This window comes from Curtobacterium flaccumfaciens (assembly GCF_013359815.1).
Classification (GTDB): Bacteria; Actinomycetota; Actinomycetes; order Actinomycetales; family Microbacteriaceae; genus Curtobacterium; species Curtobacterium flaccumfaciens.
Window position 1 is genome coordinate 195726 of the sequence record NZ_JABMCF010000033.1, and the last position, 13288, is coordinate 209013.

13 protein-coding genes are annotated in these 13288 nt (G+C 72.9%); 9 read left to right on the top strand and 4 right to left on the bottom strand.

Features of this window, described 5'->3' with window-relative positions; genetic code table 11:
* The first annotated feature begins 9 nt into the window (after positions 1 to 9).
* Entirely contained in the window at positions 10 to 942 is a 933-nt protein-coding gene (locus HP445_RS05400) for a 4-(cytidine 5'-diphospho)-2-C-methyl-D-erythritol kinase (protein WP_027466065.1), read from the top strand.
* 84 nt (positions 943 to 1026) lie between these two features.
* Here HP445_RS05400 and HP445_RS05405 read toward each other — a convergent pair whose 3' ends face one another.
* On the bottom strand, positions 1027 to 2679 hold the full coding sequence (locus HP445_RS05405; protein WP_128780802.1) for a glycosyltransferase family 39 protein: 1653 nt from the start codon (positions 2677 to 2679) through the stop codon (positions 1027 to 1029).
* Positions 2680 to 2774: 95 nt separating this feature from the next.
* On the opposite strand from HP445_RS05405, the gene HP445_RS05410 reads away from it, so the two are divergent.
* From HP445_RS05410 to HP445_RS05435, 6 genes are read left to right on the top strand one after another with little or no spacing between them, the layout of a single operon-like run.
* Complete coding sequence (locus tag HP445_RS05410) at positions 2775 to 3830, top strand: ThiF family adenylyltransferase (protein ID WP_164941196.1); 1056 nt, start codon at positions 2775 to 2777, stop codon at positions 3828 to 3830.
* A 59-nt stretch (positions 3831 to 3889) separates the two neighbouring features.
* Complete coding sequence (locus tag HP445_RS05415; RefSeq protein ID WP_111031154.1) at positions 3890 to 4306, top strand: TOBE domain-containing protein; 417 nt, start codon at positions 3890 to 3892, stop codon at positions 4304 to 4306.
* Positions 4303 to 5106 (top strand): molybdate ABC transporter substrate-binding protein, encoded by an 804-nt coding sequence (gene modA / locus HP445_RS05420; protein ID WP_128780804.1) that lies wholly within the window; start codon positions 4303 to 4305, stop codon positions 5104 to 5106. Before HP445_RS05415 ends, modA begins: the two co-directional genes overlap by 4 nt.
* Before the next feature lie 3 nt (positions 5107 to 5109).
* On the top strand, positions 5110 to 5910 hold the full coding sequence (locus tag HP445_RS05425) for an ABC transporter permease (RefSeq protein WP_071246956.1): 801 nt from the start codon (positions 5110 to 5112) through the stop codon (positions 5908 to 5910).
* Positions 5907 to 6947, top strand: a complete 1041-nt coding sequence (locus HP445_RS05430) for an ABC transporter ATP-binding protein (protein ID WP_241660423.1) — start codon at positions 5907 to 5909, stop codon at positions 6945 to 6947. Before HP445_RS05425 ends, HP445_RS05430 begins: the two co-directional genes overlap by 4 nt.
* 12 nt (positions 6948 to 6959) lie before the next feature.
* The gene (locus HP445_RS05435) at positions 6960 to 8060 is read left to right on the top strand and encodes a calcium:cation antiporter (RefSeq protein ID WP_017888287.1); all 1101 of its coding nucleotides are present in this window, start codon (positions 6960 to 6962) and stop codon (positions 8058 to 8060) included.
* A gap of 516 nt (positions 8061 to 8576) precedes the next feature.
* On the opposite strand, the gene HP445_RS05440 is transcribed toward HP445_RS05435, so the two are convergent.
* The 3 genes from HP445_RS05440 to HP445_RS05450 are packed head-to-tail and all read right to left on the bottom strand — an operon-like array spanning position 8577 to position 11122.
* Positions 8577 to 8816: a MoaD/ThiS family protein gene (locus tag HP445_RS05440; RefSeq protein ID WP_128780805.1), complete on the bottom strand. Its 240-nt coding sequence runs from the start codon at positions 8814 to 8816 to the stop codon at positions 8577 to 8579.
* 3 nt (positions 8817 to 8819) lie between these two features.
* Positions 8820 to 9872 carry a GTP 3',8-cyclase MoaA gene (moaA, locus tag HP445_RS05445; RefSeq protein ID WP_128780806.1) on the bottom strand — a complete coding sequence of 351 codons (1053 nt, stop codon included), beginning with the start codon at positions 9870 to 9872 and terminating at the stop codon, positions 8820 to 8822.
* A 5-nt stretch (positions 9873 to 9877) separates the two neighbouring features.
* Positions 9878 to 11122, bottom strand: coding sequence for a glycosyltransferase family 87 protein (locus HP445_RS05450; RefSeq protein ID WP_128780807.1), 1245 nt, complete (start codon positions 11120 to 11122; stop codon positions 9878 to 9880).
* 69 nt (positions 11123 to 11191) lie between these two features.
* Here HP445_RS05450 and HP445_RS05455 point away from each other — a divergent pair, with 69 nt between their 5' ends.
* Entirely contained in the window at positions 11192 to 12787 is a 1596-nt protein-coding gene (locus HP445_RS05455) for a molybdopterin-dependent oxidoreductase (RefSeq protein ID WP_175330786.1), read from the top strand.
* A complete protein-coding gene (locus HP445_RS05460; protein WP_164941197.1) occupies positions 12784 to 13272 on the top strand; it encodes a hypothetical protein in 489 nt (162 codons plus the stop codon). The genes HP445_RS05455 and HP445_RS05460 overlap by 4 nt, the downstream gene beginning before the upstream one ends.
* The last annotated feature ends 16 nt before the right edge of the window (positions 13273 to 13288 follow it).

Here is a 13288-nt window from a genome sequence, read left to right on the forward strand (position 1 = left end):
GTTGGGCGCATGACCACGTTGGCCGCACCGACCCGCGTGCGGACGCGCGCCCCCGGCAAGATCAACGTGTTCCTGTCCGTCGGGGCGCTGCAGGACGACGGCTACCACGACGTCGCCACGGCGTACCAGGCGGTGTCCCTGTACGAGGACGTCACCGCCGAGGCCGCCGACGACTTCTCGGTCACCTTCACCGGCCCGATCGACACGAGCACCGTGCCGGTCGACGAGTCGAACCTGGCCATCCGTGCGGCCCGGCTCGTGGCCGACGCGGCCGGACACCGCGGTGGGGTGCGGCTGACCATCGACAAGCAGGTGCCCGTCGCCGGCGGCATGGGCGGTGGCTCCGCGGACGCCGCGGCGACCCTGCTCGCCGTCGACACGCTCTGGGGCACCGCGCTCGGTCGCGAGGAGCTGCTCCGGCTCGCCGCGCAGCTCGGCGCCGACGTGCCGTTCGCCTTCGCCGGCGGCACCGCCGTGGGCACCGGTCGCGGCGACGAGCTGAGCCCGGCGCTGGCCAAGGGCGAGTTCCACTGGGTCCTCGCCCTGAGCGACGACGGGCTGAGCACCCCGGCCGTCTACCGTGCGCTCGACGAGCACCGGGAGCGGTACCGCGCCGACATCTCTCCAGCGCCGTCGCACCCCGTGGTCGAGGCGAACGTGCTGCAGGCCCTGCGCGCGGGCGACCCCGACCTGCTCGCCGACTGCGTCCACAACGACCTGCAGGCGCCCGCCATGCGGCTGCAACCGCGGCTCGCGGCGACCCTGGAGCTCGGTGAGAAGTCCGGTGCCCTGGCCGGCCTGGTGTCCGGCAGCGGACCGACCGTGGCGTTCCTGGTGGGCGACCGTGACGCCGCACTCGAACTGCAGGTCGAGCTCAGCGCCGCCGGCCTCGTCGCACTCCGCGCCACCGGCCCGGTGCACGGCGCACGCGTGGTGCACTGACCTGACGCCCCGGCACAGCCGTCGGCGGATGTGCCGCCACCGTCAGCGGCGGGACCGCCACTGTCAGCGGGTGGACCGCCACCGTCAGCGGCTGTACTTCCAGAGGATGACCGTGCCGGTGTGCCAGTAGCGCACGACGTGGAACCCCTCGGCCACGAGCGTGTCGGTGACCTGCGGGCGGATGTTCCGTGACTTGCCGCCGACGAACCACACGGTGTCGATGCCGGAGATCCGCTGGGGTACCGTCGTCGCGATGTCCCCGTTGACGTTCCAGAGCTGCCCGCGTTCGGCACCGGTCTCGGCGACGGCGAGGTCGCGCATCCCGGTGAAGGCCTCGGGGTAGGAGTCGGCGATGACCTGCGCGGTGGTGCCCGGGTGCTCCCAGACGCTGCCGAAGACGACGCCCTCGTTCTGGTCGGTGCGCCGGTCCCGCTCGCGCTCGATGATCGCCGCCGCGTTCGCCCAGTGCGAGTCCTGCTTGGCGTGGGGCAGCCGGACGATCGTGCTCGTCGGCGCCGACACGAGCAGCATCCCGACGACCGCGAGCGCCAGCCACCGCCGGGGTCGGATCGCCGTGATCGCCAGGCCGATGAGCAGCGCGACGAACGGCAGGCTCAGGCTGGCGTACTTCGGGGAGTACAGGTGCTCCCCGGCCGCGGTCGCGCCGACGAGCAGTGCGGTGGGCAGGATCGTCAGGGGGACGGCGACGCGCACGGCCTGCATCCGCAGCAGGTCACGGGCAGCGGGGGCAGGGCGTCGGGTGGCCCGGACGGCGAGCACGACGCCGACGATCATCAGCGCCCACCCGAGCACCGCGTACGGCCAGACAGCACCGAACCAGGCGGTCGCGACGACCTGGCGCACGGTGGCCCACCCGACGCCGGTGATCCAGCCGACCTGCTTGGCCTGCCCTGCCGCGAGGACGATGAACGGCGACACCACGAGCGCGGGCCCGACGGCGGCGACGCCCCAGCGCACGAACGCGGCGCGGTCGACCATCGGCGCGACCACCGGACCGCTGCGCTGCGAGAGCACGGCGTCGCGACGTGCGGCACGGTCCGCGACGGCGGTCCAGAGGAGCACGACCCCGTGCGCGACGACGGCCAGGGCCAGGTAGACGTTGAACAGCACGGCCACCACGGCGAGCAGGCCGTAGACGACCCACCACCGGGTCGCGTGGTGCCGGGTCCGGGTGCGCCGGACCGCGGTGATCCCCACGAGGGTCAGCGCGACGGCGAACGTCGTGACGGTGGCGTACGGGCGCCCCTCGGTGCCGGCCCAGGCGACGCGCGGCAGGACCAGGAACACGATCCCGGAGACGACGCCGAGCCGCACCCCGCCGAGACGACGGCCGAGCGCGACGACCAGGCCGGCGGAGACCCCGATGGCCAGCGCGCTCGGGAACCGCAGCGTGAACGGCGAGTACCCGACGAGCGTGAACCAGACGTGCATCACGGCGTAGTACAGGCCGTGGACGGCGTCGACGTTCTGCAGTTCGGCCCAGAGCGCCGGCCAGCTGCGCTGTGCGCTCGCGATGGTCGCGGCCTCGTCGTACCAGACCGACGGCACCCAGCTGAAGGCCGCTGCGACGACGACGCCGAGCGCGCCGACGGTGATCTCGGGGGTCCGTGCGAGGGCTCGGACAGCCGCCACGACGAGGCCCAGCGAGCGCGCGCGCACCGACGCGTCCGACGTCGTGCGTCGGACCGGGACGGTACCGGTGCGCGGGGAACTCACGCCCGCGACCGTACCGATCTGCTCTGGGGATCCGCCGCGTCCGGGCGCTGAACTCTCACATGCAGGAGTTCGGTGCGACGGGCCAGAATGACGGGATGGAACCCCTCGTCGCCCCCGCCGCCGCGCTCTCCCCGGGGCGGACGAAGCTCGGTTCGCGGACCGCCGCGCTCGCCGACGTCGGGGTCACCGGGCTGCGACGCCTGGCCACATCGCGCATCCTCGTCGTCGGGGCCGGCGGGCTCGGTGCGCCGGTGGTCGCGTACCTCGCCGGGATCGGTCGGCTCACGGTGGTCGACCCCGACGTGGTCGACGCTTCGAACCTGGCCAGGCAGACGCTCTTCACCGCCGCGGACGTCGGCTCGCCGAAGGCGCAGGTCGCGGTCGCCCGGGCCGTCGCCGTCGACCCGGAACTCGACGCGGTCGCCGTGGTCGGGTCGTTCACGCCGGACCTGGTCGCCGGACACGACGTCGTGGTCGACGCCGCCGACTCGGTCGTGGTCACCCGGGCCGTCTCGGACGCCTGCGCCGTTGTCGGCGTGCCGTTCGTGTGGGGCACCGTGCTCGGCCACGACGGGCAGGTCAGCGTCTTCCGCGACGCCGGGCCGGACGGCGTCGACTTCCACGACCTGCACCCCGACGCGCTGCCCGACGAGGGCTCGTGCGCCCTGGACGGCGTGGTCCCCGCACTGTGCGGTGCGGTCGGTGCGGTGATGGCGGGACAGGTCTTCGCGTTGGTCACCGGCAGCGGCGACCCGCTGCTCGGACGCGTGCTGACCGTCGACGCCCGCCGGTGGCGCTGGATGGAGAGCCCCGTCCGTCGCGGACCCGCTTCGCGTCGACCGGCACCTGCTGGTGCCTCCGCGACGCCGCGCATCGCGCCGTCCGCCCTGGCTGCCAGGGTGGCGGACCCGTCGGACCCGCTGGTCGTCGTCGACGTCCGGACCGACGAGGAACGCGCGTCCGGCGTGGTCGCCGGTGCCGTCACCGACGACACCGGTTCGGACGAGGTCGTCGTCTACTGCGCGCGCGGCCCCCGTGCGGACGCGTGGGCGGCGCGGCAACCGGCCGGGAGGCGCGTGACGGTCCTCGACGGCGGCTTCGAGGCCTGGCGTCGCGAGGGGCTGCCCGTGGCGATCGAGCACCGGTCCTGACCCAGCCCGGTCACCTCCACCGCCTATGCCACCGCATCCGCGGATAGGATCGGTGGATCATGACGCAACTGCGGGTACGGGATGCTGCGGCTTTCCTCGGGATCAGTGACGACACCGTGCGACGGCTCGTCGATGGCGGCACCTTCACCCGTGCCACGGACGACGCGGGGCGAGCCGTGGTCGACGGTCGCGAGGTCGCCGCGTACGCGCGGGAACGCAGCTCCGAGCTGACCGACCCGGGGTCCGCGGTGAAGAGCTCGGCGCGCAACCGCTTCGTCGGGATCGTCACCGACCTGGTCGTCGACACCGTGATGGCGCAGGTCGAGCTGCAGTGCGGCCCGCACCGCGTGGTGTCCCTGATGAGTGCCGAGGCCGTCCGCGACCTCGGGCTCGAGGTCGGGTCCGTCGCGGTGGCGTCCGTCAAGGCCACGATGGTCGCGGTCGAGGCCCCTGCCCGGCACGAGGACGAACGATGAGCCGCCTCCGGCCGTTCGCGGCGCTGGCCCTCGCCGCCACCGTCGCGCTCGGGCTCGCTGCGTGCACGACTCCGGACGCGGGGTCGGGGGCATCGGCCCCGGCGGGCTCCGACACCGAGGGGCCGACCGGTTCGATCACCGTGTTCGCGGCGGCGTCCCTCCAGAAGACGTTCACCACGCTCGGCAAGCAGTTCGAGACCGCGAACCCCGGTGCCTCGATCCGGTTCTCGTTCGCCGGCTCGAGCGACCTCGTCACCCAGATCCAGAACGGCGCCCCCGCCGACGTGTTCGCGTCCGCCGACCAAGCGAACATGGCGAAGCTGTCGTCGACCGACCTGGCAAGCGGGTCGCCGCAGGACTTCGCGACGAACGTCCTCGAGATCGCCGTCGCGCCGGGCAACCCGAAGGGCATCGCCGACCTCGACGACCTGACGGCTCCGGGCGTCCAGCTCGTCACGTGCGCCGCCCCGGTGCCGTGCGGTGCCGCGACGGCGAAGGTCGAGTCCGCATCGGGCGTCGATCTCGAGCCGGTCAGCGAGGAGCAGTCCGTCACCGACGTGCTCGGCAAGGTCGAGTCCGGGCAGGCCGACGCCGGACTCGTCTACGTGACGGACGTCCGAGGGGCCGGCGGCAAGGTCGACGGCGTCCCGTTCGACGAGTCGGGCAAGGCCGTCAACACGTACCCGATCGGCGTGCTCCGGGAATCCCAGGACCCGGAGCTCGCGCGGGCGTTCTCGGAGTACGTCCGCTCCGCCGCCGGGCAGCGCGTGCTCGCCGACGCGGGCTTCGGGAAGCCCTGACCCGTGGCTCCCCGCGCTGACGGACGGCCGCCGGTCGCATGGTGGCTCCCGCTGCCCGCGGTGCTCGGCGGGCTGTTCGTCGTCGTGCCGGTGCTCGCGATGCTCGGCCGGGTGGACTGGTCGTCGTTCGTCGGGCTCGTGACCTCCACCGCGTCACTGACCGCGCTCGGGCTCAGCCTCGGCACGGCGCTCGCGGCCACCGGCGTCGCGTTCGTCCTCGGCTACCCGCTCGCCGTGCTGTTCGCGCGGTCACGGTCTCGCTGGGTCGGCGTCGCACGTGCCGTCGTGCTCCTGCCGCTCGTGCTGCCGCCGGTGGTCGGCGGCCTCGCGCTGCTCGCGGCCTTCGGTCGGCTCGGGGTGGTCGGGGCGTTCCTCGACGACCACGGCCTGCACATCGCGTTCACCACGACGGCGGTGGTCATCGCGCAGACCTTCGTCGCGATGCCGTTCCTGGTGTCCTCGGTCGAGGGGGCGCTCCGTGTCGAGGGCGACCGCTACGAACGGGTCGCCGCGACCCTGGGCGCCGGACCCACTCGGACGTTCCTGACCGTCACGACGCCGCGGGTCCTGCCGGGGATCGTGTCCGGGCTCGTGCTCTGCTTCGCCCGGGCCCTCGGCGAGTTCGGGGCCACCCTGACCTTCGCCGGCAGCCTGCAGGGGGTCACCCGGACCCTGCCGCTCGAGGTCTACCTGCAGCGCGAGGTCGACCCGGACACCGCGGTGGCCCTGGCGGTCGTGCTCGTCGTGGTGGCCGTCGTCGTCATCGGGGCCTCGTCGTTCCGCACCCGCGGAGCCCTGGCGTGACGGCCGAGGGTGCGGTGGGCGTCCGGGCGCACGTCGTCGTCGGGTCGCGGGACGTCGACGTCGCGATCGAGGTCCGCGTGGGGGAGTGCCTGGCCGTCATCGGGCCGAACGGTGCGGGCAAGTCGACGGTGCTCGAGGCCCTGGCCGGGCTGCTGCCGATCGACGCCGGCCGGATCGAACTCGACGGGGTGCAGGTCTCGAGCCCGCGGCACACCCTGCCCGCACACCGTCGCCGGATCGGACTCGTCGCGCAGCGGTCCGACCTGTTCCCGTTCCTCGACGTCGTCGGGAACGTCGCCTTCGGGCCCCGTGCGGCCGGAGCCGGTCGCGCCGCGGCCCGGCAGCTCGCCCGCGACGCGCTCGACGCCGTCGGGGTCGCCGACCTGGCTACCCGCGACCCACGCACGCTCTCCGGCGGACAGGCGCAACGCGTCGCGATCGCCCGCGCGCTCGCCACCGACCCGGCGGTGCTGCTGCTCGACGAACCGACCTCGGCGCTCGACGTCGGCGTGCAGGACGAGGTCCGCGCGGCACTCCGGACCTCCGTCGCCGGCCGGCCCGCGGTCCTCGTCACCCACGACCCGGTCGAGGTCGTCGCCCTGGCCGACCGCGTCGTCGTGCTCGAGGGCGGACGGGTGGTCGAGCAGGGCACCCCCGCTGCCGTGCTCGGTCGTCCGACGAGTGCGTTCGCCGCGACGTTCTCCGGGCTCGCGCTGGTGCGTGGGACCGCCACCGGGGGTGGGATCGCGATCGACGGCGGGGGCGAGCTGGCGTCGGGGGCGCACGCCGTGCCTCCCGGCCGGCCCGCCCTGGCCGCCTTCCACCCGACGGCCGCCGTGCTGACGCGGGACGGTGCCGGAGCCGCGCGCACCGTCACGTCGCTCGAACCGCGCGACGGACTGGTGCGGGTGCGGGCCGGTGACCTGGTGGCGGACCTGACCCTCGCCCGGCTGACCGCGCTCGGGATCGCGCCCGGCGACGCGGTGCGCATCGACGTCCCCGCAGCCGAGGTGGCGGTCTACGCGCCCCGCGGTTGAGACAATGGTCGGATGACCTCCTGGTTCCCCAAGGTGTGGCCCGTGGCCACGCCGATCCTGGCGGCCGTCGTGCTCGCGTTCTCGTACGGCCGTTACGGGCTCGGTACCGCCGTGGTGGTCGTCGTCGCGGTCGTGCTCGCGGTCACGGTCCTGGCGGCCGTCCACCACGCCGAGGTCGTCGCGCACCGGGTCGGGGAACCCTTCGGCTCGCTCGTGCTGGCCGTCGCCGTGACGATCATCGAGGTCGCGCTCATCATCTCGCTGTCGAGCTCGGGCGGTGCGCAGGCCGAGACCCTGGCGCGCGACACGGTGTTCTCGGCGGTGATGATCACGATGAACGGGCTGGTCGGCCTCGCGATCCTGATCGGCACCCTGCGGCACAACACCGTGCGCTTCAACCAGGAGGGCGCGAGCGCCGCGACCATGACGGTGGCCGCACTCGCCGTGCTGACCCTGGTGCTGCCGACGTTCACCACCGGCACCGACGACGCGTCCTTCACGGGGACGCAGCTCGTGTTCGTCGCGATCGCGTCACTGGTGCTCTACGGGCTGTTCGTCGTCACGCAGACCGTGGCGCACCGCGACTTCTTCCTGCCGGTCAACCGCGCCGGCGGGGTGCTCGTCGAGTCCGAGGACGCCCACGCCGCCCGCCCGTCGGGACGCACCACGATGGTGTCGCTCGGGCTGCTCGTCGTCGCGCTCGTCGCCGTGGTCGGGCTCGCGAAGGTGGAGTCGCCCGCGATCGAGGCCGGGGTCGCCGCGGTCGGGTTCCCGCCGTCGTTCGTCGGTGTCGTGATCGCGCTGCTCATCCTGCTGCCGGAGGGCATCGCGGCGTCGAAGGCCGCCGCACGGAACCGGATCCAGACGAGCCTGAACCTGGCGATGGGGTCCGCGATGGCGTCGATCGGCCTGACGATCCCGTCGATCGCGGTCGCGTCGCTGTTCATGCCGGGGACGCTGCTGCTCGGGCTCGGGCCGTCGCAGATCGTGTTGCTCGCGCTGACGATCGTCGCGGCGGTGCTCACCGTGCTGCCCGGTCGTGCCACGCGGCTGCAGGGCGGGGTGCACCTGGTGATCTTCGCCGCGTTCATCGTGCTGTCCGTCTCGCCGTAGGGCGGGGTGGGGGCGGGGCGGGGTCGGGGCTGGGCTGGTTCGGGCTGGGCTGGCTGCGCCAGGTCGTTCCGGGCGTACCTGGTCGTTCCGGGCGTACCTGGTCGGAAGTTCGCACCAGGTATTCCCGGAAGCACCAGGTATCGCGGGTGTTCTGGGAAGGAACGGGCGCGGGGTGCGCGGGCGCGGGGTCGGGTCGGGCGTGCCTGGTCGTTCCGGGCGTACCGGGTCGAATCGGGCGTACCTGGTCGGAAGTTCGCACCAGGTATGCCCGGAAGCACCAGGCATCGCGGGTGTTCTGGGAAGGAACGGGCGCGGGGTGCGCGGGCGCGGGGTCGAGTCGGGCGTACTTGGTCGTTCCGGGCGTACCTGGTCGAGTCGGGCGTGCCTGGTCGTTCCGCGCGTACCTGGTCGAATCGGGCGTACCTGGTCGGAAGTTCCGACACGGTATGCCCGGAAGCACCAGGTATCGCGGGTGTTCTGGGAAGGAACGGGCGTACTACCGCTCAGCCGCCGAACTCAGCCCCCGGCGAAGGGCGGCATGACGTCGACGGCCTCGACACCGTCGAGCGAGGTCGCCCGGTCGCGCGTGGTCACGCCGTCGACCAGGTACGAGCAGCGCTCCTGCAGCGCACTCCATCGCGCAGGGTCCACGACGTCGATCGCGCCGAGGGCGGCCTCGATGGTGGGCCCCGACGTGGTCAGCGAGTCGACACCCACGGCAGCCCGGGCAGCGGCGAAGAACCGGATCGTGGTCATGCCTCAGCCGCCGATCGCGCTCATGCCGCGCGTCGGGTGCACGAGCTCGTCGCTGTCGTCACCGTGGTCGCGCGGCTTCGCCCACATCGCGAGCCGCCAGAGCTCGGCGACCTGGTCGTCGTCCGCCCCGGAGCGCATCGGCCCGAGCACGTCGGTCTCCTCGTCCGAGAACAGGCAGCTGCGCACGTGTCCGTCGGCGGTCAGCCGGGTACGGGTGCAGTCGGCGCAGAACGACTCGGTGATGCTCGCGATGATCCCGACGGTGCCGAGCGGCTCCCCGGTGACGGCGTCGTGCACGCGGTACCGCTCCGCCGGGGCACCGTCGCGCGGGGCGTCGTCCGGGGTGAGCACGAACGACGTCGCCAGCAGCGCGCGGGTCTCGGCCGCGGTGATCATCGAGGTGCGGTCCCACGCGTGGTCGGGGTCCAGGGGCATCTGCTCGATGAACCGCAGCTCGTAGCCTCGCACCAGGCACCAGCGGAGGAGCTCCGGGGCGGCCTCGTCGTTGATCCCGCGCAGCAGCACCGCGTTCACCTTGATGTCGAGTCCGGCGTCGTGCGCGGCTGACAGCCCGGCGATCACCTTGTCGAGGAACGGCCTCCGGGTCACGGTGGTGAAGACGTCGGGGTCGACGGTGTCGAGCGAGACGTTCACGCGCCGCAGCCCGGCGTCGTACAGGCCCTGGGCGCGGTGCGCGAGGCCGATCGCGTTCGTGGTGAGCGACAGCTCCGGGGCGTCGGGCAGCGCGGCGCACCGGGCGATCACGTCGACCAGGTCGTGCCGGAGCATCGGCTCCCCGCCGGTGAACCGGACCTTGCGGACGCCGAACCGCGACGAGCCGATCCGGACCAGCCGCTCGATCTCGGTCGCCGTCATCAGGGCCTCGTCGGGGGCGAAGGGCAGTCCGGCCGCGGGCATGCAGTACGTGCAGCGGAGGTTGCAGCGTTCGGTCAGCGACACCCGCAGGTCGACGGCGCGACGCCCGAAGCGGTCGACGAGCCCGGCCGGAGCCGGGTCCACGGAGCCGGTCGTGCCGAGCAGGATCGCGGGTGCCATGGTCGTCAGCGTACGTGTTCCACGCGCCGGAACGTCAGCCGCTCCCACCACCGTCGCCACTCCGACCGCTCCGTGCGCAGCAGTGTGACGACCACGATGACCGCCACGGCCGCGAGCAACCACCACCGGTAGGCGTCCGCCGACGGCCACACCCCGCGCAGCGCGATGGCGAGGCCGATCGACAACCACTCCCACCGCCCGGACAGCACCACGAACGGGATGAGCAGCAGCGCGTACCAGGGGTAGCGCGGCGTCACGGCGAGGAACGTCACCCCGATCATCAGGACCTCGCCGGACCACGGCCGCGCCGGGTCGGACAGCCGCCACGCCACGAACGCCGCCAGCAGCACCAGGAGCCCCACCACCAGGGTCGCCGCGTCGCCCTTGACCACGAGCGACACCAGCGCGAACCGGGAGCCGTCCTCGTAGCCCTCCTCGTTCAGGTAGCCGGGCAGGTACCCGAGCACGTCGAGCCCGGTCGTCAGCACGTAGGGCACGTAGAGCAGCCCGAACACGGCGATGCCGATGGGGATCGCCCACCACGCCCGACCGCGGCCGAGCAACGGCGGGTACACGATCGCCGGGATGAGCTTGGTCGCGGTCGCGGCCCCGAGCGCGATCCCGCCCCAGATCGGCCGGCCGAACGCGACGAGCACGACACCGGCCGTGGCGAGGGCGGCGCCGACGACGTCGACGTGCGAGTTGGTGACCGCCTCGGACGCGACGAGCGGCGACCAGGCCCAGAGCGCCGCCCACCAGGTCGGACGGCCGATCCGGCGGAGCACCAGGACGAGCCCGACGGTCACACCGAGCGACACGAGCAGCCCGGCGACCTGGAACGGCAGGTACTGCGCGGTCGCCGGCACGAAGAACCGCACCGCGGCGAACCACAGCTGCGCCATCGGCGGGTAGATCGTCGTGACGTCGGGCCTGTTGATCGCGGTGCAGTGCCCGTCCGCGCCGTCGCCGAGCCCGCGGAACCGGGGCTTCAGCGGATCGCACGTGCCGTCGACCTTGTCGGGGAACAACCAGTCGGGTCGCAGACCGGACAGTGCCGCGGACTGGGGGGTGTGCGCGTACGGTGAGACACCGGCATGCTGGACGATGCCGTCCCACGCGTACCGAGCGGAGTCGGTGCTCGTGTTGGGCGGGCCGACCAGCGCGGCGATGCCGATCACCACCGCTCCGCCGATGACCATGGTGGTCATCCACCGGACGGGCACGAAACGCACCGCGAGCACGGCGATCACGAAGACGGTCCAAGCGATCAGCGTCCACGCAACGAATGCAGAACGATGGCCCGATCGGAGGAACCCCAGATGCGTGACGCCGACGGCGATGACGCCCGACAGGGCGAGTACCCCAACGACGGCCAGCACCGTGCCGATCCGGACGGCGGTGCCGTCGGCCAGGGACGGTCGGAGGGCACGCAGTCGGTCGCTCATGGTCCGTCGAGGCTATCCGGCCTCCAGCGCCTGCTGCACGACGGACGAGCAGCTCTGGCGTCCCCCAACCGCAACGCCCGCTCGGCCGTGGTGCTCGGGCGCCTGCTCGGCATCGCGTTCCTGATCTGCTTCGGCACCGGGATCTACAGCCACCTGCTGCAGGAACCGCTCGGCTGGATGCGGTTCCCGACCCGTCCGACGCAGCTGTACCAGTTCACGCAGGGCCTGCACATCACGACCGGCATCGCGATCATCCCGCTGCTGCTCGCCAAGCTCAACACCGTCATGCCCGCCCTGGTGCAGGTGCCGCCGGTGCGCGGCGTGCTGCACCTGCTCGAGCGGCTTTCGATCGCGGTGCTCGTGTCCGCGTCGATCATCCAGGTCGTCACCGGCCTGCTCAACACGTACCAGTGGTACCCGTGGCCGTTCCCGTTCCGCCAGGTGCACAACGCCCTGGCCTACGTGATCATCGGGTCGCTGGCCATCCACATCGCCGCCAAGCTGCCGGTCATCGCCCGCTACTGGCGGAAGCGCGACTCCTACGACGTGCACGGCCGGTTCATCGCGGACCCCGCGTCCGGCAGTGAACTGCTCCCACCCGGTCTGGAGGCTCATTCAGCGTCCGCCCCGCGCGCTGCGGTCTCCGAGACCACCGGGTCCACCGCCCCCGGCCTGCTGGGCCGCGTGTTCCGCTGGATCGACGGCGTCGACGCCGCCCCCGGCGGCGCCGAGTCCCGTCCCACCGGACCCGACACGGCCCCGGAGACCCGCGAGGTGTCCGAGGAGCCGAGTCCCGCCCAGCCGACGGCCGACGTGGCGGAGGCGAGCCGGGCCTCCAGGCCGACGCCGGAAGCAGCCACCGGACGACGCCAGCGCATCGCCCGACGCGGGTTCTTCGCCGGCGTGACGGCGGCGACGGTCGGCGTCGTCGCGCTCACGGCGGGGCAGTCCTCGAAGCTCGCGGAACCGTTCAACGTGTTCGGTGCCCGCGGTCGCGGCATCGGCGCGAACGGACTGCCGGTGAACCGCACCGCGCGGGCGGCCGGCGTGCTCGCCACCGCGACCGCCGCCGACTGGACGCTCACCGTCGTCGGCCACGACGTGAGCCGGACGTTCGTCCGGGCGGAACTCGTCGCGCTCGGCACCGCGCAGGTCGACCTGCCGATCTCGTGCGTCGAGGGGTGGAGCCAGATGGCGACCTGGAATGGCGTGCGGATGCGCGACCTGCTCGACGCCGTGCAGGCGCCGCAGGGGTCGCACGTGCGCGTGACGAGCCTGGAGCGGCACGGCGGCTACCGGATCATGGACATGGGGCCGGAGTACGCCGAGGACCCGACGACGCTCGTCGCCCTCGAGCTGAACGGTGCGACGCTCGACCTGGACCACGGGTTCCCGGCGCGGATCATCGCTCCCGGACGGCCCGGTGTGCTGCAGACCAAGTGGATCGAGAAGATCGAGGTGCTCCGGTGAAGGTCGCGCGGATCGTGCTCGTGGTGATCGGTGTTCTGGTCATCGCGTTCGGGGCGTACGTGCTCGTGACGTCCGTCACGCCGAACCGCATCGGCGGGCTCGGGGTGTGGCTGCTCGCGGCGGTGGTGCTGCACGACGCGATCCTGTCGCCGTTCGTGGTCGGTGCCGGGCTGCTGCTGCGTCGGGCCGGACGCTCGCTGCGGGCCTGGGTGCTCGTCGTCGTGCAGGCGGCGATCGTGCTCGGCAGCGTGCTCGCCCTGGTGGTCCTGCCGGAGATCGCTGCGAAGGACCACGGGCAGAAGAACCCGACCGTGCTGCCGTTCGACTACGGCACGCGCCTGCTGCTCGTCGAGGGGGCGCTGCTCGTCGTCGTGGTGGTCGTGCTCGTCATCGGGGTGGTGCGGTCGCGTCGCGCTGGCGGTTCGTCGGGTTCGGCGGGCTCGTCCGGTTCGTCCGGTTCGTCCGCGGTGCGCACCACTGGTTAAAGAGACAACCTTTCGG

Bases quoted from the DNA above. Each gene is read 5' to 3' on its own strand.
- HP445_RS05400 (WP_027466065.1), top strand. From the start codon at position 10: ATGACCACGTTGGCCGCACCGACCCGCGTGCGGACGCGCGCCCCCGGC.
- HP445_RS05410 (WP_164941196.1), top strand. From the start codon at position 2,775: ATGGAACCCCTCGTCGCCCCCGCCGCCGCGCTCTCCCCGGGGCGGACG.
- HP445_RS05415 (WP_111031154.1), top strand. From the start codon at position 3,890: ATGACGCAACTGCGGGTACGGGATGCTGCGGCTTTCCTCGGGATCAGT.
- modA (WP_128780804.1), top strand. From the start codon at position 4,303: ATGAGCCGCCTCCGGCCGTTCGCGGCGCTGGCCCTCGCCGCCACCGTC.
- HP445_RS05435 (WP_017888287.1), top strand. From the start codon at position 6,960: ATGACCTCCTGGTTCCCCAAGGTGTGGCCCGTGGCCACGCCGATCCTG.
- HP445_RS05440 (WP_128780805.1), bottom strand. From the start codon at position 8,816: ATGACCACGATCCGGTTCTTCGCCGCTGCCCGGGCTGCCGTGGGTGTC.
- moaA (WP_128780806.1), bottom strand. From the start codon at position 9,872: ATGGCACCCGCGATCCTGCTCGGCACGACCGGCTCCGTGGACCCGGCT.
- HP445_RS05455 (WP_175330786.1), top strand. From the start codon at position 11,192: ATGCGTGACGCCGACGGCGATGACGCCCGACAGGGCGAGTACCCCAAC.